Annotated in this window: 18 protein-coding genes; 12 read left to right on the forward strand and 6 right to left on the reverse strand. The window is 38.8% G+C overall.

What is annotated here, in order from left to right; translation table 11 throughout:
- Positions 1-42: 42 nt before the first annotated feature.
- The 3 genes from HHT355_RS00075 to HHT355_RS00085 are packed head-to-tail and all read right to left on the reverse strand — an operon-like array spanning position 43 to position 3,135.
- Positions 43-597: a rubrerythrin family protein gene (locus tag HHT355_RS00075; RefSeq protein ID WP_103201423.1), complete on the reverse strand. Its 555-nt coding sequence runs from the start codon at positions 595-597 to the stop codon at positions 43-45.
- Between the two features lie 26 nt (positions 598-623).
- Positions 624-1,472, reverse strand: a complete 849-nt coding sequence (locus tag HHT355_RS00080; RefSeq protein ID WP_103201424.1) for a 2-oxoacid:ferredoxin oxidoreductase subunit beta — start codon at positions 1,470-1,472, stop codon at positions 624-626.
- A complete protein-coding gene (locus tag HHT355_RS00085; protein ID WP_103201425.1) occupies positions 1,465-3,135 on the reverse strand; it encodes a 2-oxoacid:acceptor oxidoreductase subunit alpha in 1,671 nt (556 codons plus the stop codon). Before HHT355_RS00085 ends, HHT355_RS00080 begins: the two co-directional genes overlap by 8 nt.
- 302 nt (positions 3,136-3,437) lie before the next feature.
- Here HHT355_RS00085 and HHT355_RS00090 point away from each other — a divergent pair, with 302 nt between their 5' ends.
- From HHT355_RS00090 to HHT355_RS00100, 3 genes are all read left to right on the forward strand, one after another.
- A complete protein-coding gene (locus HHT355_RS00090; RefSeq protein ID WP_103201426.1) occupies positions 3,438-4,775 on the forward strand; it encodes a hemolysin family protein in 1,338 nt (445 codons plus the stop codon).
- 232 nt (positions 4,776-5,007) lie between these two features.
- Complete coding sequence (locus tag HHT355_RS00095) at positions 5,008-6,717, forward strand: collagen-binding domain-containing protein (protein WP_103201427.1); 1,710 nt, start codon at positions 5,008-5,010, stop codon at positions 6,715-6,717.
- Positions 6,718-6,846: 129 nt separating this feature from the next.
- On the forward strand, positions 6,847-7,404 hold the full coding sequence (locus tag HHT355_RS00100) for a DJ-1 family glyoxalase III (protein WP_103201428.1): 558 nt from the start codon (positions 6,847-6,849) through the stop codon (positions 7,402-7,404).
- A 76-nt stretch (positions 7,405-7,480) separates the two neighbouring features.
- On the opposite strand, the gene HHT355_RS00105 is transcribed toward HHT355_RS00100, so the two are convergent.
- A complete protein-coding gene (locus HHT355_RS00105) occupies positions 7,481-8,758 on the reverse strand; it encodes an alanine/glycine:cation symporter family protein (protein WP_242967465.1) in 1,278 nt (425 codons plus the stop codon).
- A gap of 538 nt (positions 8,759-9,296) precedes the next feature.
- Between HHT355_RS00105 and HHT355_RS00110 the strand changes: the two genes are divergently transcribed.
- The 7 genes from HHT355_RS00110 (at position 9,297) to yihA (ending at position 16,144) form a co-directional block, all read left to right on the forward strand.
- The gene (locus HHT355_RS00110; RefSeq protein WP_103201430.1) at positions 9,297-9,632 is read left to right on the forward strand and encodes a hypothetical protein; all 336 of its coding nucleotides are present in this window, start codon (positions 9,297-9,299) and stop codon (positions 9,630-9,632) included.
- 559 nt (positions 9,633-10,191) lie between these two features.
- On the forward strand, positions 10,192-10,422 hold the full coding sequence (locus HHT355_RS00115; RefSeq protein ID WP_103201431.1) for an alpha/beta-type small acid-soluble spore protein: 231 nt from the start codon (positions 10,192-10,194) through the stop codon (positions 10,420-10,422).
- A gap of 202 nt (positions 10,423-10,624) precedes the next feature.
- On the forward strand, positions 10,625-11,968 hold the full coding sequence (glmM, locus tag HHT355_RS00120; RefSeq protein WP_103201432.1) for a phosphoglucosamine mutase: 1,344 nt from the start codon (positions 10,625-10,627) through the stop codon (positions 11,966-11,968).
- A gap of 182 nt (positions 11,969-12,150) precedes the next feature.
- Positions 12,151-13,437, forward strand: a complete 1,287-nt coding sequence (tig, locus tag HHT355_RS00125) for a trigger factor (protein WP_103201433.1) — start codon at positions 12,151-12,153, stop codon at positions 13,435-13,437.
- A gap of 63 nt (positions 13,438-13,500) precedes the next feature.
- Positions 13,501-14,082, forward strand: a complete 582-nt coding sequence (gene clpP, locus HHT355_RS00130; protein ID WP_103201434.1) for an ATP-dependent Clp endopeptidase proteolytic subunit ClpP — start codon at positions 13,501-13,503, stop codon at positions 14,080-14,082.
- A 45-nt stretch (positions 14,083-14,127) separates the two neighbouring features.
- Positions 14,128-15,423 (forward strand): ATP-dependent Clp protease ATP-binding subunit ClpX, encoded by a 1,296-nt coding sequence (gene clpX / locus HHT355_RS00135; RefSeq protein WP_103201435.1) that lies wholly within the window; start codon positions 14,128-14,130, stop codon positions 15,421-15,423.
- Between the two features lie 109 nt (positions 15,424-15,532).
- Entirely contained in the window at positions 15,533-16,144 is a 612-nt protein-coding gene (yihA, locus tag HHT355_RS00140; RefSeq protein WP_103201436.1) for a ribosome biogenesis GTP-binding protein YihA/YsxC, read from the forward strand.
- 20 nt (positions 16,145-16,164) lie between these two features.
- Here the strand turns inward: yihA and HHT355_RS00145 are convergent, their stop codons facing one another.
- Together HHT355_RS00145 and HHT355_RS00150 are read right to left on the reverse strand one after the other, a co-directional pair.
- Positions 16,165-16,683, reverse strand: coding sequence for a DUF4364 family protein (locus tag HHT355_RS00145; RefSeq protein WP_103201437.1), 519 nt, complete (start codon positions 16,681-16,683; stop codon positions 16,165-16,167).
- Positions 16,683-17,660: a TIGR01212 family radical SAM protein gene (locus HHT355_RS00150; protein ID WP_103201438.1), complete on the reverse strand. Its 978-nt coding sequence runs from the start codon at positions 17,658-17,660 to the stop codon at positions 16,683-16,685. The genes HHT355_RS00145 and HHT355_RS00150 overlap by 1 nt, the downstream gene beginning before the upstream one ends.
- A 249-nt stretch (positions 17,661-17,909) precedes the next feature.
- Between HHT355_RS00150 and rho the strand changes: the two genes are divergently transcribed.
- Together rho and rpmE are read left to right on the forward strand one after the other, a co-directional pair.
- Positions 17,910-19,430, forward strand: a complete 1,521-nt coding sequence (rho, locus tag HHT355_RS00155; protein ID WP_103201439.1) for a transcription termination factor Rho — start codon at positions 17,910-17,912, stop codon at positions 19,428-19,430.
- Between the two features lie 103 nt (positions 19,431-19,533).
- Positions 19,534-19,743 (forward strand): 50S ribosomal protein L31, encoded by a 210-nt coding sequence (rpmE, locus tag HHT355_RS00160; protein WP_103201440.1) that lies wholly within the window; start codon positions 19,534-19,536, stop codon positions 19,741-19,743.
- The last annotated feature ends 49 nt before the right edge of the window (positions 19,744-19,792 follow it).

Below are 19,792 nucleotides of genomic sequence, written 5' to 3' on the forward strand. Positions count from 1 at the left end.
CATTTATTATAGAGCCTATATTTATTTTGTTATTCCGTTACATTAAAACTTCTTGTAAAGTTCCTTCTTTGCTCCGCAAACAGGACATTTATCAGGAGCTTCGTTATATACGGTATGGCCGCATACAGGGCAGATATAAACTGCCTCAATATCCAGGTCTTTTCCTTCGCGGGCACAGTCCTGGGCTTCTTTAAACATTTTGGCATGGATTTTTTCGGCTTCCAGAGCAAAACGGAATGAACGCATAGCGCCTTTTTCACCCTGGAACTCTGCAGCCTGCAGATAAACCGGGTACATTTGCTCAACTTCATGAAGCTCGCCGTTAATTGCACCCTGCAGGTTTTCTACGGTATTATTGTAACCAAATACTCCGCCTGCGGTTACGGTGTAATCGGTAGTAGGACCGCTAATTTCTTTAAAATGATTTTCAGCATGAACTCTTTCTGCAAAGGAAATAGCTCTGAATAATTTTGCTATGTTGTTAAAACCTTCTTTTTCTGCTACGTCAGCCCAGGTTAAATACCTCATATGGGCAAGACTTTCTCCTCCGTATGCGGAATGTAAGAAATCGTTTGTCATTGCATTTTTAACTGCCATTTATATATTCCTCCTTTAAATTATGTTTATACAAATTCATTCATTAGATTTTGGACAATCATAGGATCATATTTTTGATCAACAAGGGGCATTTTGCTCGCCAGGACCTTGTGTTTGGTATGGTAATCCGGTTTTTCTTCCCGGTAAAATATACCGATCGGAATCCGGTCGCCAAATTCCATAGCCCTGATCATGGCAGCAGCCTTATCTGTATAATCGTGATCCGTCTCCAGATAATATACCCTTTCTTTATAATAACTAAACGTATTAATTTTATTAAAACTTACACATGGCTGAAGAATATCTACCAGTGCATAACCTTTATAGCTGATAGCTGCTTTCATCATTTCGGTAAGATGCTTTGTATCACCACTGAACGACCTGGCAACAAATCCTGCTCCCGCGGCAATTGCAAGAAGAACAGGATTAAGCGGATAGTTTAAATTACCGTCTGCTTGGGCGTTTGTAACATGGCCTTCGGCGGTGGTAGGTGAGGATTGGCCTTTAGTAAGGCCGTATATTTGGTTGTCATGAACAAAATGAGTTATATTGACATTGCGGCGTATGGCATGTATAAAATGATTCCCGCCTTCACCATATGAATCTCCGTCACCCGTATTGACAATGACGGTAAGATTTTCATTGGCTATTTTTGCCGCTGTGGCGGCGGGAAGGCTTCTGCCATGCAGGCCGCAGAAGGTATTGGCACTGATATATTGCGGTGTTTTGGCTGCTTGGCCTATGCCGGCTGCCATAAGGACTTTAGCGGGATCTATATTAAGTTCCTCAAGGGCTGTTTTAAGGCACCTTAAAATGCTAAAATTTCCGCAGCCCGGACACCAGGCGGTTTCATATGTACTGAATGATTTACCCATTGTATCCCTCCTTAATCAGCCTGTCCGCTATTTCTTCTCCCGAAATCTGGCGGCCGTCATATTTAAGAATACTTCCCGTACACTTTATTCCGGTTACTTCCCGTATAAGGGATGCCAGCTGGCCTGTTGCATTTTGTTCTATATTTATAATATTTTTTGCTTTTTTTGCATATTTGGTCAGTGCCTTGACGGGCAAAGGATATATATCGCCGAATACTAAAGCCCCGAATTTTCCGCCTGAAATATCATTCAGGGTTGTTATTGCTTCTCTGATAGGACCGTATGTTGAACCCCATCCTAAAAGCAGGGTAGTACAATCTTCATCTCCCAAAAATTCAGGTTCTATCAGTTCTTCCATAAGGCCTTCCAGTTTACGCATACGCTTATCCACCATTTTAACCCTGACATCCGCTGATTCGGTTATAAAACCGTATTCGTCATGTTCGTCACTGTCGGCGGTAACAAAATAATCTCCTTTACCCGGAATACGTCTTGGCGATATTCCGTTTTCAGTAATACGGTATCTTATATATTTAGTTTCGTCGGCAGCCGAAACAAGCGGTGCATTGCTTGGAATTTCGGATAAATCATACTTCTTTACGGTAGATGTCGTATCTCCAAGATACTGATCGCTTAAAATAATCACTGGAATTTGATACTTGTCTGCCAGATGGAATGCTCGAGCCGTCTGATAAAATGCATCTTCATGATTTCTTAAGGCAATTACCATTCTCGGAAATTCTCCATGGGAAGCGGAAATCACAAATTTTAAATCGCTTTGCTCTGTACGGGTAGGTAGGCCCGTTGCGGGACCCGGTCGTTGGACATCTGCCACAACTACAGGTATTTCGGCTATGCCGGAAAGACCCAAGGCTTCAACCATTAATGAGAAACCGCCTCCGGAGGTAGCCGTCATGGCACGAACTCCAGCATAAGAAGCTCCTATAGCCATATTAATTGCGGCAATTTCATCCTCTGCCTGCTCCATTACCACACCGGCAGCTGTACTGTGTCTGGACAAGTATTCCATTATCGGTGTGGCCGGAGACATAGGGTAAGCGCTATAAAATTTAAGACCTGCCGCTATGGCACCGAGGGCTAAGGCCTGATTGCCGTTTATAAGCATGAAGTCTTTATATTTGCCTCCCATATGGGGATATATGTTATCCGTAGCTTCATATCCGTAATGGACTGCCTGCATATTTACTTGAAAATAAGCTTTTTTTACGGAGGTATCTAAAACATTTTCAAGATGATTAAAATCGACACCGAATATTTTAAGAACGGCACCGGCGGCTATAGTGCCTGATACTCTGGGATTGCCAAATTCTTTGGCCTTTTCTTCCATCGGAATTCGTATTGCTTCAAAGTCCCCTTTAAAGTTACTGTCACATAATATAAAACCGTCTTTTTTCAGTTTACTTTGGTGTAAGCGGATGGTTTCTTCATTCAGTGCGATAATTCCGTCCAATTTGTTGCTGTGTGATGTTATTTCCTCATTTCCAAAACGGATTAACATAAAGTTATGACCGCCGCGGACCCGGGACATGAAATCTTTTACGGTATAGACAAAATAACCGGATTTCTTAAAAGCTTTTTCCAATATGGAAACGGTGGTGTCAATTCCCTGACCTGCAGCTCCGCCTATTAGGATATTGTACATTTATTACCTCCTTATGTAAAATTTGTATATATAATAGTATATAACAAAATATCTGAAATAACAATTGCTGTTATAAACATATAAAAGACAAAATAGTATCTGCAAGTTTTACCGGTGTAACCGTCCATATATTAAACACTTATTTGCATGCTAAGTTGATTTTATATAATTTTAATGTTTTTTTTGGTTGAATATGCTATAATATTTTCTGCATAATAAAACTTAGAAGATTTATGGACGGGTATTTGCTTTATTATGAGCAAAAATCAAATATACTGTCCTGTTTAATTGGAGGAAATATAATGGAAGACGACCCAGACGAAAATAATATAGGTATTCAACTGCTTATATTGGCGGCCCTGACCTTAACGAATGCGTTTTTTGCCGGCGCCGAAATGGCAATGGTATCTGTCAATAAATCAAAAATGCGAAAAATGGCCGAAGAAGGCAAAAAAAGCGCGAATCTGGTGCTTAAGTTTTTGGATGAACCGACAAAATTCTTATCTACAATTCAGGTTGCAATTACCCTGGCAGGATTCTTTTCCAGTGCTTCTGCAGCAACCGGTTTATCCGGACCGTTAGGAAAATGGCTGGAAAGTATAGGCATTGCATATGGTAATAGAATTGCGTTTTTCGGCGTAACTATAATATTGTCATATTTTACGTTGGTGTTCGGTGAATTGGTTCCTAAAAGGGTTGCCCTGCATAAACCGGAAGCATTCAGCTTGTTTTGCGTAAGGCCCATCAGCCTGATTGCAAAGATAGCTTCGCCTTTTATAAAATTTTTAACCTTGTCAACCAATGTGGTAACAAAGCCCTTCGGAATGAATGAAGGCAATACCGAAGAAATGCTGTCGAGAGAAGAAATAAGATCCCTGGTCAGGGAAGGACAAGCCAACGGTGTACTAAACGAAGATGAAATGGAAATGATAGATTCTATCATGGAATTTGACGATAAAATGGCTAAAGAAATCATGACACCCAGAATCAATGTATTTGCCATAGATATTACCGAGCCATTGGAAGAATATTTAGATGAACTTTTAGAGGCGAAGTACTCCAGAATTCCTGTTTATGAAGAAGACATAGACAATATTATCGGTATTTTGTTTATAAAAGATTTTCTTAAAGAAGCCGTAAAGGTCGGTATAACAAATGTAGACATAAGATCTATTCTTCGTAAACCTTATTTTGTTCCGGACAGCAAGTTTATAAGAGAATTACTCAAAGAACTTCAGCAATCCAAAAAACAGATTGCGATCCTGATAGACGAATACGGAAGTTTTGAAGGTATCGTTACCATGGAAGACCTGGTTGAGGAAGTAATGGGCGATATTGAAGACGAATATGATCCGGACAATGAAAAAATAAAGCAACTGGATGCGAATACGTATCTTATTGACGGGCTTGTCACAATAGAAGAATTAAACAGCGAACTGAATTTAAATCTTTATTCAGAGTATTATGACACCATATCCGGTTTTCTGATTGATAAGATCGGATGCATACCAAAAGAAGAAGATGACAGAACCATTGAAATTGACAATATGGTTTTTAAGCTTGAGAGTGTCAAACATAAAAGAATAGATAAAGTAAAACTTTATATCGGAGAAAAAGCCGATAAAATCAATTTGGAATAATATCAGGATGATTAATAATTGCACAAATAAAGGGCTTACGTAAAATACCGTAAGCCCTTTTAATGTAATAATAAATTTTAAATAACAACGTAACAAATACTTTGAAAATATAAAATTGAAAAATATAAAATTTATAAACTCCCTGAGAATCAGGCAAAAATCCTGCACTAATATTCTTTTTATGAATAAACTGAATTGAGAGTGCAATTGCTTGCATATCAAGGAGGAAACTATGCTTAACAATCAAAATAATGGCCAATTGTCCTATGCCGGAATTTCATATGAATATATAAAATGGTACGACATAGCAGGACAGCCTTTTGGGATCGCTGTAAATTTTAATGCCATTGTTTTTGAAGATGCCAATAATATCATAGATACAAAAGGGGCATTTGCTGTAGGAAGGGATTTTGTAAGTACTAGAGGGTTAAGCCTTGCTTTCGGCAATGACAATAATCTTGTAGGGACTGGATACAGCCCGAACGCGGTCAGGTTTTTGGTAGGCAGAAATGTAGCCATGCAAGGACCGCTGGTTGTTATAGGCCATGTTGTGGCAGGAGGAACTTTCAGGGCAGCACACGGAAGTACTTATATGATAGGAAAAGACGGCACACAGGATCAGTTGCAAACTTTAAAAAATCTGTATCAGGCCCAGGGCGGAAGCCCATATTGGACACCAAGTGACAGAGGGTCTCATTATGCTATTCCTAGTTACGATGTACCCCGTTATATTCCGGCAGAAAGAATAGGTGCGGATGTAAACGAATTTTTCAGGGAAGCTAAAGAAAGCATGCAATATTATCATGAATGCATTACACGACTTATGCCAAACGGTACCGTAACGGAACGTTTTTATGAAAATATACTTCAGGGTAACGACCCTGTACAAAATGTATTTGTCATTGATGCAAGACCTAACGGTATTCTTAATAAAGAATTAAGAATTGAAATTCCAGATGGAAGTATTGCAATTGTTATATTCAGAACAGGAAACAATGCTCATATTCAGTATGGCCTTTGGGGATCGCAGCGTTTGGCAAACCGTACCTTATATGTATTTGAGGACGCCGAAAATATATATATGGAAGTTCCTGCGGCCATATGGGGAAGCATACTTGCACCGAATGCAATGTTTCATGCACACAAGACAGGAGGACATGTAAGCGGTAATGCCGCATTCAGATCTTTTGCGGTAAATCCCTCCAGTGGATTTGAATTTCATCTGTATCCGTTTGTCGGTGGTGTAACTTGCGAAGACGTTTCTTTTGCACCTGTGCAAGAACCTGAACCGGAAGTTCCTCAGCCTGAAACTGTTCTACCTGAACCGTCCATACAACCGATATCAGAGTGTCCTCCGTGCCCGGAAGCTGAGCCTTGCCCACCCTGTCCGCAGCCAGAGCCTTGTCCGGAACCCGAACCATGTCCTCCCTGCCCGCAGCCAGAGCCTTGTCCGGAACCCGAACCATGTCCTCCCTGCCCGCAGCCAGAGCCTTGTCCGGAAGCTGAACCTTGTCCACCTTGTCCGCAACCTGAGCCTTGTCCTCCTTGTCCCGAAACGCGGATAGAATACAGGCCATATCCCGTAAGAGTACCTGTTCCTTGTCCCAGGTCAAAGACAAGAGTAATATATCGAAAGGTTATGGTAAGGGAAAAAGTAAATGACTGTAAGATTGAAGCAGGGAAAATATTCGGATGCATTTGGGGATGCGGCTGTAACTGTAATCACGAATATAAGGTAAATCTCTATAAAATCCGTAACGAAGGCAAAATTTTGATACAGAGCGAAAAGCTTGGTACATGCGGTTGTTTTGAATTTAATGTTCCATATGATGATTGCTATGTGCTGGAAGTTTGTCCCTTGTTAGATAAAAAGAATTCATGCTGCAGGCCGATGCTTACACTTAAAAACGTGGGCGTATCAAGTCTGATGATATTAAACTGAATAATAAACCTTAATTGGAAGGGGCATTCTTAATGGCAAGATGTCAGAAACCGTTATAAGGTTTATTTATATTGCATATGGATGTCCCTTCCATTATAATAAGTGTATAAAAAATTAGGAGGTTAAATCATGGGAAAGGTATATATTTTTCTTGCGGATGGTTTTGAAGAAATAGAAGCATTAACAGTAGTTGATTTACTAAGGAGAGCGCAAATTGATATAGATATGGTATCCATAACGGGAAGTCTTCAGGTTACCGGGTCCCATCAGATCAGTGTTATGGCGGATGTTTTATTTGAGGATGCAAAATTTGATGATGCGGATATGCTGGTTCTGCCCGGAGGAATGCCCGGTACAAAGAATTTGAAAAACCATGAAGGGCTGGACAAGCTGTTAAGAAAATTCCACGGTGAAAACAAAAATATTGCCGCGATATGTGCGGCACCGACAGTTCTTGGAAACAAAGGATTTTTAGAAGGCAAAAGAGCTACCTGCTATCCCGGATGTGAAGACGAACTAACGGGAAGCACCGTACTTTACCATGATGTAGTAGAGGACGGCAATATAATAACATCCAGAGGCTTAGGAACTGCTATAGATTTCGCCCTGGCTATAATCAAAAAATTAGCTGATGAGAATACTGCCAGAGAAATAGCCGGCAAGGTGGTATATCGTCATTATAATTAAATCAAAGGCTGTAGCTGAATAGCCAATAAACATATAACGAGATATGTTTATTGGCTTTTAGTTTTTGTGCTTTATTCTAAAGGAGGTTTTTGTCATAGGGCAATATTTCCCGTCTTAATGTGATAAGGCATATCAGGTTGGGAAATGCCATTAAAGCATTTACAAAATCGGTCAGCTCCCAAACCAGTTTAAGCGACATTATTGAGCCGATAAAAATCATAACTATATAACATAAACGGTAAGTATTGATACCGGATTTGCCAAACAGGTATTCAACCGCTTTTTCGCCGAAATAGGACCAGCCAATTAAGGTTGCAACCGCAAAGGCAATTAAGGACAAACCAAGTATGCTACGGCCAAAAGGCAGACAGGCAAAGGCAGCGGTTGTCAGTTCAGCCATAGAGTAGCCTTCGGCGGACAAGGGATTTTTTAATATATTTGTTACAATTACAAGTCCTGTTATAGCACACATGACAACTGTATCCCAAAAGGTGGCACTCATAGAAACCAATGCCTGTTTTGAAGGATGGGAAGTTTTGGCTCCGGCTGCTGCAATCGCTGCGGATCCAAGGCCGGCTTCATTGGTAAATAAACCTCTTGCTATCCCGTATCTGGCAGCAGCTTTTACGCTTCCTCCGATAAAGCCTCCAGCTACCGCCGCAGGAAGTTTTGCAGGATGAAAAGCGGAATAAATTATTATTTGTATACCTTGCAGCAGGAAATTGCGGTTTATGATAAGAATAATAATACATGAAAAAAGATAAAAGAAACCCATAGCAGGAACCAGCCTGGTACATATTTTTCCTATGGTTTTAATGCCGCCTATAATAACCAGGCCTACTATAACGGCTATTACAATTCCGACTAAATATTCCGGAAATCCCCATAGAGTATGGGCTGTTTCCGTAACTGCTCTTGCCTGAGTGGAACAACCGACTCCGTAAGAAGCAGTTAAGGTAAAGAAAGCAAAAATCTTAGCCAGCCATTTTTTGTTCATTCCGTATTCCATTGCATACATAGGGCCGCCTATATATGTATTGTCTTCGGTTTTCTTGCGATATAAAACGCCCAGGTAACATTCGGCGTAAGATGTGGCCATACCTAAAAGACCTGTAAGCCAGCACCAGAATATGGCACCTGGACCTCCTAAGGCGACAGCGGTTGATACGCCTACTATATTGCCTGTTCCTATGGTGGCTGCCAAGGTTGCGGCCAAGGCAGCAAAGGCGCTGATATCTCCCTCGGCACCGGTATCCGGTTTGACAGACAAGCTTATGGCCTTGCCGATATGCCTTTGAATTCCTTTTAGGAATATGCTGAAATATATGTGAACACCAAATAACAGAACAGGCATAGGAAGACCCCAGATAAATCGGTTAAGGTTTGATATCAGATTAAGCATAATCAACAATTCCAAAATCGGGATTTTCTATATATATATTCCGTTTATCCCATAAATATGGTAAAGATATTTATTTTGGATATAATTATTAAAAAAATCGGATAATCGAGGCTTTTATTGATTTGTTCTGTTCCGTTTTTTATGTTTACGGTATTTAGTTAAAAGGAGTATACAAAAGATCTTAATGTATATTGAAAAATTTTCTTTATCCAATAAATACCTCGAATAGTTTTGATTTAAGTAAGGGAATCATAACAGAGTATTCTATAAACAACAATACTTTTGGCAGTTGTTTGGAATACTCTGTTATTTTGTTATTTTTCATCTATATTTAAAAAAATTCCTCCTTTACTAAGAATATAGGGCATTATTTGATAAATTTTATTGCAGATTTAGTAAAAAATGTTGACAAATGTATGAAAATGGAATATATTTACAATAACTTCAATTATTTTATTATAAATATTAAGTATAATAAGGAGGCAAATAAATGGACAAAACACATTTAAAAGACCACATATCACTGGAAGATACTATAGGATATGGTTACTATTACCTACCCAGTGAAGTGTGCAAAAATTTTATAATTACGGCCGGAGTGAGCGGCTTACATAAATCAAAAGCTGTTATGAAAATAATGTATAAAATAAACCGCAGCAAAAAGAAACTGGCTGATATAATACCGGCTTTTCGCAGTATTGATAAGGAAATTATATCTTATTATGCAGGAGAGTTGGCAGAAAGCTTAGTATATGCTGCCGATAAAGGTAAAGGTGTGGAAATTGCTTTCGGATATCCTAAAATTCTGGTTATTTCTGTGAATTAAAACAAATTTATTTTATAATGGATGGTTATAGCGACAATAATTACCATAATAATATTTTCATTCTCTGTAAACAATATGATTACAGGCAATACAAAAACAAAATTCACTTGCGGTTACTAATCGCATAGGATGAAATCATCTTAGGTGAAAAACCCGGCTGGGATGAAATTGGCAGAAATCATCATATAAAAAATCATCTTTGATGATAAATCATCTTATGGTGATAAATCATCTTTAGATGATAAATCATCTTTAGATGATAAATCATCTTTAGATGATTATGATATTAAATTATCCTGCTGATTGTATCTTGTGATGATATACCTTTTTAAGATGATTTTTTGCCAGGAGGGAAATCATCAATATCAATAAGGTAAATCATCAACAAGGTAAATCATCCGGGAATAAGATGACGAATGATCATCGAATGATGATTGGCCGATAGAACCCAAATCACTTAAAGGTGATAAACACCTATGGCGATATAGATAAAACCGCTGAACCTACAAAGTTGATTTTGTTGCTTGTATGCTTTGATAATCATGACGGAGGTGAAATTATGGCTAACAACAATAACAGTGGTACTAACAGAGTAGAAGTTCCTGAAGCAAGAGAAGCTCTCAATCGTTTTAAGATGGAGGTTGCCAACGAGCTTGGTATTCCTTTAAAACAGGGTTATAACGGTGATTTAACAAGCAGACAAAACGGATCAATCGGCGGTGAAATGGTAAGACGTATGATCCGTCAACAGGAACAAGCTATGGCAGGCCAGTCAGGACAACAGCAATAAATAAATTTATTTAATAAAATTTGACGTAAAGCGGTGTCGGTTTATGACTGACGCCGCTTTTATTTTTTGCTTTTCAAACAAGATTGGCATATGTTAAAATAATTGCGAAATAGTACTTTGGCAAAGCAATTGACAGCTTGTTTAGGCATATATATTATTTATAAATTATTTTTCAAATCAAATTAAGAAAGGATTTTTTATAATGGGTAAATATTTCGGAACGGACGGGTTTCGTGGAGAAGCCAATGTTGATTTGACTGTGGAGCATGCTTATAAAGTGGGCAGATTTCTGGGACATTATTATGGGAAAGATCATAAAGCAAAAATAGTAATCGGAAAAGATACCAGAAGGTCAAGCTATATGTTCGAGTATTCCCTGGTGGCCGGACTTACTGCCAGTGGAGCAGATGCGTATCTGCTTCATGTTACAACTACACCCAGTGTTTCTTATGTGGTAAGAACAGAAGGATTTGACTGCGGTATAATGATTTCCGCAAGTCACAACCCTTATTATGATAACGGAATAAAAATTATAAACAGGAATGGACATAAACTGGAAGCAGAAGTGGAAGAATTAATTGAAGCATACATAGACAGTAAAGAAGACACCATACCTCTTGCAACCAGAGAAAATATCGGAAAAACTGTAGACTATGCCATGGGCAGAAACCGGTATATCGGATACCTGATTTCGCTTGCAACCCGTTCTTTTGAAGGAAAAAGAATCGGTTTGGATCTGGCAAACGGCTCTGCAACTTCTATAGCTAAAGGAGTATTTGATGCCTTAGGAGCCAAAACTTATGTCATAAACGGGGAGCCTGACGGAACCAATATTAACAGAAATTGCGGCTCAACTCATATTGAAGGTTTACAAAAGTTTGTTGTGGAGAATAATTTAGACGTAGGTTTTGCATATGACGGTGATGCCGACAGATGCCTGGCTGTAGACGAAAAGGGAAATGTTATTACCGGTGACCATATTCTGTATATGTGCAGTGTGTATATGAAAGAGAGAAATGATTTGGCCAATAATACAGTAGTTACGACCATTATGTCGAATATGGGCCTGTATAAGGCTTTGGACAAAAAAGGAATTAGCTATGAAAAGACCAAAGTCGGCGATAAATATGTTTATGAAAATATGCTGGCTAACGGTCATTCAATCGGTGGAGAACAGTCCGGCCATATCATATTTTCTAAACATGCTACTACCGGAGACGGGATCCTTACTTCTTTAAAGATTATGGAAGTAATGTTGGAAAGTAAAGCAAAGTTGTCCGAACTTTGCAAAGACTTGCATATTTTCCCTCAAGTATTGGAAAATGTAAGAGTAAAAGACAAAAAAGCTGCCACCGGTGATCCTGCGGTATGCGAACTTATCGAAAGACTTGGCAAGGAACTAGGCAATGACGGCAGGATTATTGTTAGGGAAAGCGGAACAGAACCGGTTATCCGTGTTATGGCCGAAGCAAAAACCGAGGAGCTTTGCAGGAATGTTGTTGAGCAGATAATAAATATGATAAAAAAACAGGGGCATGCAAAATAATATGCATTGTTTTGCTGTGTTTAGAAGAAAAATAAAATATGGTATTTACAGAACAGCTGTGATATAATATACTATTGTCAATATGCCCGCTAGTATAAAGCGTAATGTACTACATTCGTGATATACCTGAGAAAATGGTATATTTCGGTACTTAAGGTACATAATACAAGGAGGATGTAAAAATGAGTTTACAGGTTGAAAAGTTGGAAAAAAATATGGCAAAGCTTACTATAGAGACATCAGCAGAGGAATTTGACAAAGCCATACAAAAAGCATATCAAAAGAATAAAAATAAAATAAACATTCAGGGCTTTAGAAGAGGAAAGGCCCCTTTGGCATTGGTTGAGAAAATGTATGGGCCCGAGATCTTTTATGAAGATGCTGCCAATGAAATAATTCCGGAAGCATATGAAAAGGCAGCAAAAGAAAGCGGCTTGGAGATAGTATCAAGACCTGAAATTGATGTAGTTCAGATTGAAAAAGGAAAACCTTTTATATTTACCGCTCAGGTGGCTGTTAAGCCTGAAGTAACCCTGGGACAGTATAAGGGTATTGAAGTAGAAAAGAAAGAAGTTACCGTAACCGATGAGGAAGTTATGGCCCGTATTGAAAGGGAAAGGGAACAGAATGCCAGAATTATTACGGTAGAAGACAGACCTGTTCAAATGAATGATATTGTTGTTATAGATTTTGAAGGATTTGTTGACGGCAAACCTTTTGAAGGAGGTAAGGCAGAAGGATATTCCCTGGCCATCGGTTCAAAATCCTTTATCGATAATTTTGAAGAGCAGTTAATCGGCAAATCTGCAGGTGAAGAGGTTGACGTAAATGTTACATTCCCTGAGGATTATCATGTTAAGGATCTGGCAGGAAAGCCGGCCTTGTTCAAGGTTAAAATTCATGAAATAAAATATAAGGAACTGCCTGAATTGGACGACGATTTTGCTCAGGATGTATCAGAATTTGATACTCTTGATGAATATAAGGAAAGCATTAGGGCTACAATTAAGGAAACTAAAGAAAAAGAACTTAAGACAGCTAGAGAAAACGAGATTATAGACAAGATCATCGAAAACGCATCTATGGACATTCCCGAGCCTATGATTGAAACCCAGGTCGGACAGATGGCTGAAGACTTCGCTCAGAGAATGAGATATCAGGGCCTGTCTATGGAGCAATATTTCCAATTTACCGGCATGGACGCCCAGAAATTCTTTGACAGCTTAAGGCCGCAGGCATTAAAACGCATTCAGACCCGTCTTGTTCTTGAGGCTATAGTTAAAGCAGAAAATATAGAAGTTACCGATGAAGAACTTGAAAAAGAACTGAACGAAATGGCTTCCATGTACAAGATGGAAGTAGACAAAGTAAAAGAGATACTGGGCGAAAGCGGAATTGAAAACGTCAAGGCAGATGTTGCGGTTCAGAAAGCCGTAGATCTTGTTGTGAGTGAAGCTAAAGAGGTCTAATGTCTACAGTACAAAAGAAATTTAGATACTAAAAGATCTAAATTTTATAAAGGAGGGTGCAATATGAGTTTGGTACCTTATGTCATAGAGCAGACCAGTCGTGGCGAAAGGAGCTACGATATTTATTCAAGACTGTTAAAAGAAAGAATTATTTTCCTTAGTGAAGAAGTTAACGACACTACAGCCAGTTTGGTCGTAGCGCAGCTTCTTTTTCTGGAGTCCGAAGACCCCGGAAAGGATATTAACTTCTATATAAACAGCCCCGGAGGGTCCGTGACTGCCGGTATGGCAATATATGATACAATGAGATATATCAAGTGTGACGTGTCAACCATATGCATTGGTATGGCGGCAAGCATGGGAGCATTTTTGCTTGCGGGAGGCACTAAGGGAAAACGTTTTGCTTTACCTAATGCCGAAATTATGATTCATCAACCTTCCGGCGGTGCAAAAGGTCAGGCAACAGATATTAAAATAATTGCTGATAATATTATAAAAACAAAGAGAAAACTCAACCAAATATTGGCTGAAAATACGGGCAAGCCGCTGGAAGTTATAGAAGTTGATACGGAAAGAGATTACTACATGTCGGCAGAAGAAGCACTTGAATACGGTATAATTGACGGAATTCTGACTCACAGATAACTACCGGTGCATATTGTGCGTTAAAGAAAATGAGGTGAATTGGCAATGGCAGGAAAATCAGATGACAGAAAGCAACTTAGATGTTCTTTTTGCAACAAGACTCAGGATCAAGTCAGAAAATTGATTGCCGGACCGGGAGTTTATATCTGTGATGAATGTATAGAAATATGCAGTGAAATCATTGAAGAGGAATTCGACGGGTATCCGGCTGCGGATACGGATATAAATTTACTTAAACCGGTTGAAATAAAGAATTTCCTGGATCAGCATGTTATCGGTCAGGAAGAAGCAAAAAAGGTGCTTTCGGTAGCCGTATATAACCACTATAAGAGAGTGCTTTCTGAAAAAGATTTGGATGTTGAAATACAAAAGAGCAATATTTTAATGATAGGACCTACCGGATCGGGAAAAACATATCTGGCACAGACTTTGGCCAAGCTTCTTAATGTGCCTTTTGCGATTGCAGATGCAACTGCATTGACGGAAGCGGGCTATGTCGGTGAGGATGTTGAAAACATTTTGCTGAAACTGATTCAGGCTGCCGATTACGATATTGAGCGTGCTCAGTACGGGATTATATATATAGATGAAATTGATAAGATAACCAGAAAATCGGAAAATACATCAATAACCAGAGACGTGTCCGGCGAAGGAGTACAACAGGCTCTTTTGAAAATATTGGAGGGTACCATTGCCTCCGTTCCTCCTCAGGGAGGAAGGAAACATCCTCATCAGGAATTTATACAGATAGATACGACAAATATATTGTTTATTTGCGGAGGGGCTTTTGACGGGCTTGAAAAAATTATTGAATCCAGAATAGGGCAAAAGTCTATAGGATTTAATGCGCAGATATCCGAAAAGAACAAGAAAAATATCGGTGAACTCTTCCGTCAGGTTATGCCCCAGGATTTGATTAAATTTGGCCTGATACCGGAGTTTGTAGGCAGGCTTCCCATATGTGTTGCCCTGGATGCCCTGGATGAGGCGGCTCTTGTGCGTATTTTGGTGGAACCTAAAAACGCCATCACAAAGCAGTATAAAAAGCTGTTTGAGATGGACGGTGTAGAGCTTGTATTTGAAGACGATGCTATTGAAGAAATTGCTAAAAAAAGTTTCAGCAGAAAGATAGGTGCCAGAGGGCTGCGGTCAATTATTGAAGCTGCCATGATGGATGTAATGTTTTCTGTACCGTCAGAAAACGACGTTGTAAAATGTATTATAACCAGGGATGTTATTTTGGGAAATGAAAAGCCTATACTTATCAGGTCGGAAGAGAGCGTGGTAAGAAAACCGTCTCTTAAAAGAAATTCAAAAAAAAGCAAAGGTGAAATTGCATAATATAAAAAATAAAAAGTGAGTAACCCGGGCTCCTAAAGCATCGGATTAAGGAGTCCGGATTGCTCATTTTTATGATTTAATAGGTATCAGGTAACAGGAGGTGAATGGGATGATAATAAAAAGTGTAAACCTTGAAACTGTGTGCGGAGTTCGCAGTGTACTACCCGAGAACAATAAGCCTGAGATTGCTTTCGCCGGCAAATCAAATGTAGGAAAGTCATCGCTGATTAATTCCCTGGTTAACCGCAAATCCTTGGCAAAGACATCGTCGCAGCCGGGTAAAACTCAGACCATAAATTATTATAATATTAATGACGCTTTGTATTTTGTGGATTTACCCGGATACGGATTTGCCAAAACTTCGGCCGTATTAAGAGAACAGTGGGGGAAGATGGTCGACAGATATCTGATGAGTTCAAAACAGCTTAAGGTTATATTTTTACTTGTGGATATTCGTCATGAGCCTTCACAAAATGACAAGCAAATGTATGAATGGATGGTTTATCATGGCTTTGATCCGGTTATAATAGCCACAAAACTGGATAAAATTAAAAGAAGCCAGATAAATAAGCATATAAAAATGATAAAAGATGGCATCGGAGCAGGACCGGAGACAAAAATATTCCCATTTTCGTCCCTCACAAAACAGGGGAAAGATGAAATATGGGAATATATTGAAGCAGTATGCGGATTATCGGATGACAGGCAGCAGGAATATTAAATGTGTCAATATCATAAAATTCAGCTAAGAAGTACAGACATCAGGTAGGCGTAAACTTCCGAACTCTTTTCACTCCAGTTGTTGCATATTGCAGCAGCCTCTTTTTCTGAAGGAACAATTAAGGATAAATCGATAATATGTGAATCCCTTTCTATAACACTGAGTTTTACAGCAAATTCGCCTTTTTTAACCTGATAATAATCTGCCGGGGTGGAGACTTCTTCTTTAAGTTTATATTTATTCTGTGAAAGATATTTTTCTATATCTTCTTTTATTCCCGATGAAATCATGTTATCAAAAAATTTTAATGTTTCGCTGCCGATTTCGGTTATACTGTATAGGGAACTGTTGCGTATGGTTTTTACGGCAATAAATTCTTCGTCCAACAGTTCGGAAATGGCTCTTTGAATATTAAAATAATTGGTATATTCCTTTTCCAGTATAAAAGCTGTCAATTGTGCATTGGTCAGGGGAAAGTCAACTCTGCTTAAAATATATAGTATTATTAGTTTATATAACATAAAAGTATCTGACTGCATTAAACCCCTCCTGTTTTATAGTATTTACCTTGCCAAGAATCCTTTTCTTTCATTCTGCTGTTAATAGTGTTTAAAACAAGCTTTTTATTGGCGCTCCATAAAGGTGCAAGAAGAATTTTTTTTGGGCCGTCTCCGGTAAGCCTGTGAATTACCAAATTCGGCGAAAGATGTTCAAGGCAGGTTATTACTAGATCTATATACTCATCCATGGTTATGGAATACGTTAACTTGCCTTCCTGGTATAATCGACCGAGATCTGTGCCCTTAAGAATATGAAGCAGTTGCAGCTTTATTCCCCGGACCAGGTTTTTTTCGGCAAGATTGCTTAAATATTCCATGGTTTTTAACATATCATTTTTTGATTCCTTTGGCAAGCCAAGAATTGTATGGACTATTACATCTATTCCCCTTTTATTCAGTTGCCTGACGGCTTCTTCAAAAACAGGAAGTGCATAGCCCCTGCGCATCCATCTGGCGGTATCTTCATGGATAGTCTGAAGACCAAGCTCAACCCATACCGGTTTAATTTTATTTAGTTTGTCAAGCAAGGCAATCACATTATCACCGAGACAATCAGGCCTTGTAGCTATTGACAGTACCGCAATATCCGGATGGTTAACAGCCTCGCTAAAAATTTTTTCAAGATAAGAAACCGGGCCGTGAGTATTGGTGTAAGCCTGAAAATAAGCAATATACTGTATATCGCTATGAGATGACAGTTTTTTAGCTACTAAAGCTTTGGCTTCTTCTATTTGGTCTGAAACAGACAGACCGGGGGTGGCGCTAAAATCTCCTGAACCCCCTTCACTGCAAAATATACAGCCTCTGGTGTCTATCGTTCCGTCCCTGTTTGGACAGCTTAGGCCTGCGTTCAAAGACAGTTTATATAATTTTTTACCGAAAGTTTTTTTTAGTTCATAATCCAATGAATGAAATCTTTTATCGTTCCAAAACGTTTTATTATTAAGGTCATGCATAAAATCATCCTCTTGAAAGGGGGGAGTTAATTATAATTAAAGTTATCATATCATCACCGGCTTGCTAAATCAAGCAATTCAAAAATCATAAAATTGAAAATATTTTACTTTCTTATAAAAAAGGTGTATAATTTAAAAAAGTAAATTTTAAAACAGAAAGTTCGCCCATATTTCACATATTTTCTATATCATATCTGTTCCCATGTTCATCAGACATAAATCCAAGAATTTGTTAAAGGAGCTGAATATATGGATAATCAATATGAATCGATGACGCTTGTCAAATTAAGGGAATATGCCAAGGAAAAAGGATTAAAGAACTTTTATTCACTAAAAAAAAGTGAATTAATTGAGTTATTAGTGAAGTATGATAATGAAAAAAACAAGGTTAAAGATAGTAGTGAACATATAAAAGAGGACAATAAAAAATGTAATAAGGAAATAATAAAAGAGGCAGGCAAAGAGGGCGGTAAGGACAATATTAATGATAATAATGAAAGTAATAAAGAAAGTGATAAAGAAACTTTAAAAGAAAGCAGTAAAGAAATTAACGCCGAAGAAACAGGAGCTGCTGTCCAAAATGCCGCTCAGAACAGGGAAGAGAAAAAAACTTTTATTCATATAGAGCTGGAGCAGCTTGACAGCGGAGAAACCAAGGAAGGCATTCTTGAGGTGTTGCCTGACGGATATGGTTTTATAAGATGCGACAATTATCTTCCGGGTGAAAATGACGTATATGTATCTCCCGCTCAGATAAGAAAATTCAATCTTAAGACAGGAGACATTGTTACCGGCAATACCAGGATAAAAAGTCAGAATGAAAAATTTTCGGCTCTTTTGTATATTAAAGAAGTAAACGGTTTCCCGCCTACTGAAGCCCAAAAAAGGCCTAAATTTGAAGACCTTACTCCGGTTTTCCCTCATGAAAGGATACATCTGGAAACTCCTGGAGCGGGTATTGCCATGCGGATGGTAGACTTAATCTCTCCGATTGGAAAAGGACAAAGGGGGATGATTGTATCCCAGCCTAAGACCGGTAAAACGACATTGCTGAAGCAAATAGCAAAGGCAGTAACAAGAAACCATCCTGAGATAAAACTTATTATCCTTCTGATAGACGAAAGGCCCGAAGAAGTTACTGACATAAAAGAATCAATTGAAGGCAAGAATGTAGAAGTAATTTATTCCACTTTTGATGAACTGCCCGATAATCACAAACGGGTATCGGAGATGGTTATTGAGCGGGCAAAACGTTTGGTAGAACACAGGCAGGACGTTATTATACTGCTTGACAGTATAACCAGGCTTGCAAGAGCCTACAATTTAACGGTACAGCCTAGCGGAAGAACTTTGTCCGGCGGTTTAGACCCTGCAGCTTTATATATGCCAAAGAAGTTTTTCGGATCCGCCAGATGCATGAGAGAAGGTGGAAGCTTAACGATTCTTGCAACCGCTCTTGTAGATACCGGAAGCCGTATGGATGATGTTGTGTTCGAAGAATTTAAAGGAACAGGCAACATGGAATTGGTTCTTGACAGAAGTTTGTCTGAAAAAAGGATCTTCCCCGCCATTGATCTTCCGAAATCCAGTACAAGACGGGAAGATTTGCTGCTTACTCAGGCGGAACTGGAGGCTACTTATCTGATTAGAAAGGCCTTAAGCGGAATGAAATCCGACGAGGCTTTAGAAAGAATTATAGATATGTTCCTTAAGACAAAGACCAATACAGAGTTCGTTGAGATTATCAGAAAAACCAAATTAGCTTTTTAGGTATTGCATCAGCTTAAAAGCTATGCTATAATTAGTAAGCTGTTTATTAAGTTGGGTTATTATATAGACCAGTAAATCAGATATATAATAAAGAGGTGAAATTATGAAAGCAGGAATCCATCCCAATTATTATCAGGCAAAAGTAGTCTGCAACTGTGGGAATGAATTTGTAACAGGTTCAACAAAGGAAAATATCCGTGTTGAAGTTTGTTCCAAGTGCCATTCATTCTATACAGGTCAGCAAAAGACTGCTGCAGCCCGTGGAGCGATTGAAAAATTCAACCGCAAGTATGGTATTAATCAGGACAACTAGGGCTTTTTATAGAGGCATTAAAAATTGGGTTGAGGTTCGCTTCCTCAGC

The sequence above is a fragment of the Herbinix hemicellulosilytica genome, assembly GCF_002904165.1.
In the GTDB taxonomy this organism is placed as follows: domain Bacteria; phylum Bacillota; class Clostridia; order Lachnospirales; family Lachnospiraceae; genus Mobilitalea; species Mobilitalea hemicellulosilytica.

Bases quoted from the DNA above. Each gene is read 5' to 3' on its own strand.
- HHT355_RS00075 (WP_103201423.1), bottom strand. From the start codon at position 597: ATGGCAGTTAAAAATGCAATGACAAACGATTTCTTACATTCCGCATAC.
- HHT355_RS00080 (WP_103201424.1), bottom strand. From the start codon at position 1,472: ATGGGTAAATCATTCAGTACATATGAAACCGCCTGGTGTCCGGGCTGC.
- HHT355_RS00085 (WP_103201425.1), bottom strand. From the start codon at position 3,135: ATGTACAATATCCTAATAGGCGGAGCTGCAGGTCAGGGAATTGACACC.
- HHT355_RS00090 (WP_103201426.1), top strand. From the start codon at position 3,438: ATGGAAGACGACCCAGACGAAAATAATATAGGTATTCAACTGCTTATA.
- HHT355_RS00095 (WP_103201427.1), top strand. From the start codon at position 5,008: ATGCTTAACAATCAAAATAATGGCCAATTGTCCTATGCCGGAATTTCA.
- HHT355_RS00100 (WP_103201428.1), top strand. From the start codon at position 6,847: ATGGGAAAGGTATATATTTTTCTTGCGGATGGTTTTGAAGAAATAGAA.
- HHT355_RS00105 (WP_242967465.1), bottom strand. From the start codon at position 8,758: ATGCCTGTTCTGTTATTTGGTGTTCACATATATTTCAGCATATTCCTA.
- HHT355_RS00110 (WP_103201430.1), top strand. From the start codon at position 9,297: ATGGACAAAACACATTTAAAAGACCACATATCACTGGAAGATACTATA.
- HHT355_RS00115 (WP_103201431.1), top strand. From the start codon at position 10,192: ATGGCTAACAACAATAACAGTGGTACTAACAGAGTAGAAGTTCCTGAA.
- glmM (WP_103201432.1), top strand. From the start codon at position 10,625: ATGGGTAAATATTTCGGAACGGACGGGTTTCGTGGAGAAGCCAATGTT.
- tig (WP_103201433.1), top strand. From the start codon at position 12,151: ATGAGTTTACAGGTTGAAAAGTTGGAAAAAAATATGGCAAAGCTTACT.
- clpP (WP_103201434.1), top strand. From the start codon at position 13,501: ATGAGTTTGGTACCTTATGTCATAGAGCAGACCAGTCGTGGCGAAAGG.
- clpX (WP_103201435.1), top strand. From the start codon at position 14,128: ATGGCAGGAAAATCAGATGACAGAAAGCAACTTAGATGTTCTTTTTGC.
- yihA (WP_103201436.1), top strand. From the start codon at position 15,533: ATGATAATAAAAAGTGTAAACCTTGAAACTGTGTGCGGAGTTCGCAGT.
- HHT355_RS00145 (WP_103201437.1), bottom strand. From the start codon at position 16,683: ATGCAGTCAGATACTTTTATGTTATATAAACTAATAATACTATATATT.
- HHT355_RS00150 (WP_103201438.1), bottom strand. From the start codon at position 17,660: ATGCATGACCTTAATAATAAAACGTTTTGGAACGATAAAAGATTTCAT.
- rho (WP_103201439.1), top strand. From the start codon at position 17,910: ATGGATAATCAATATGAATCGATGACGCTTGTCAAATTAAGGGAATAT.
- rpmE (WP_103201440.1), top strand. From the start codon at position 19,534: ATGAAAGCAGGAATCCATCCCAATTATTATCAGGCAAAAGTAGTCTGC.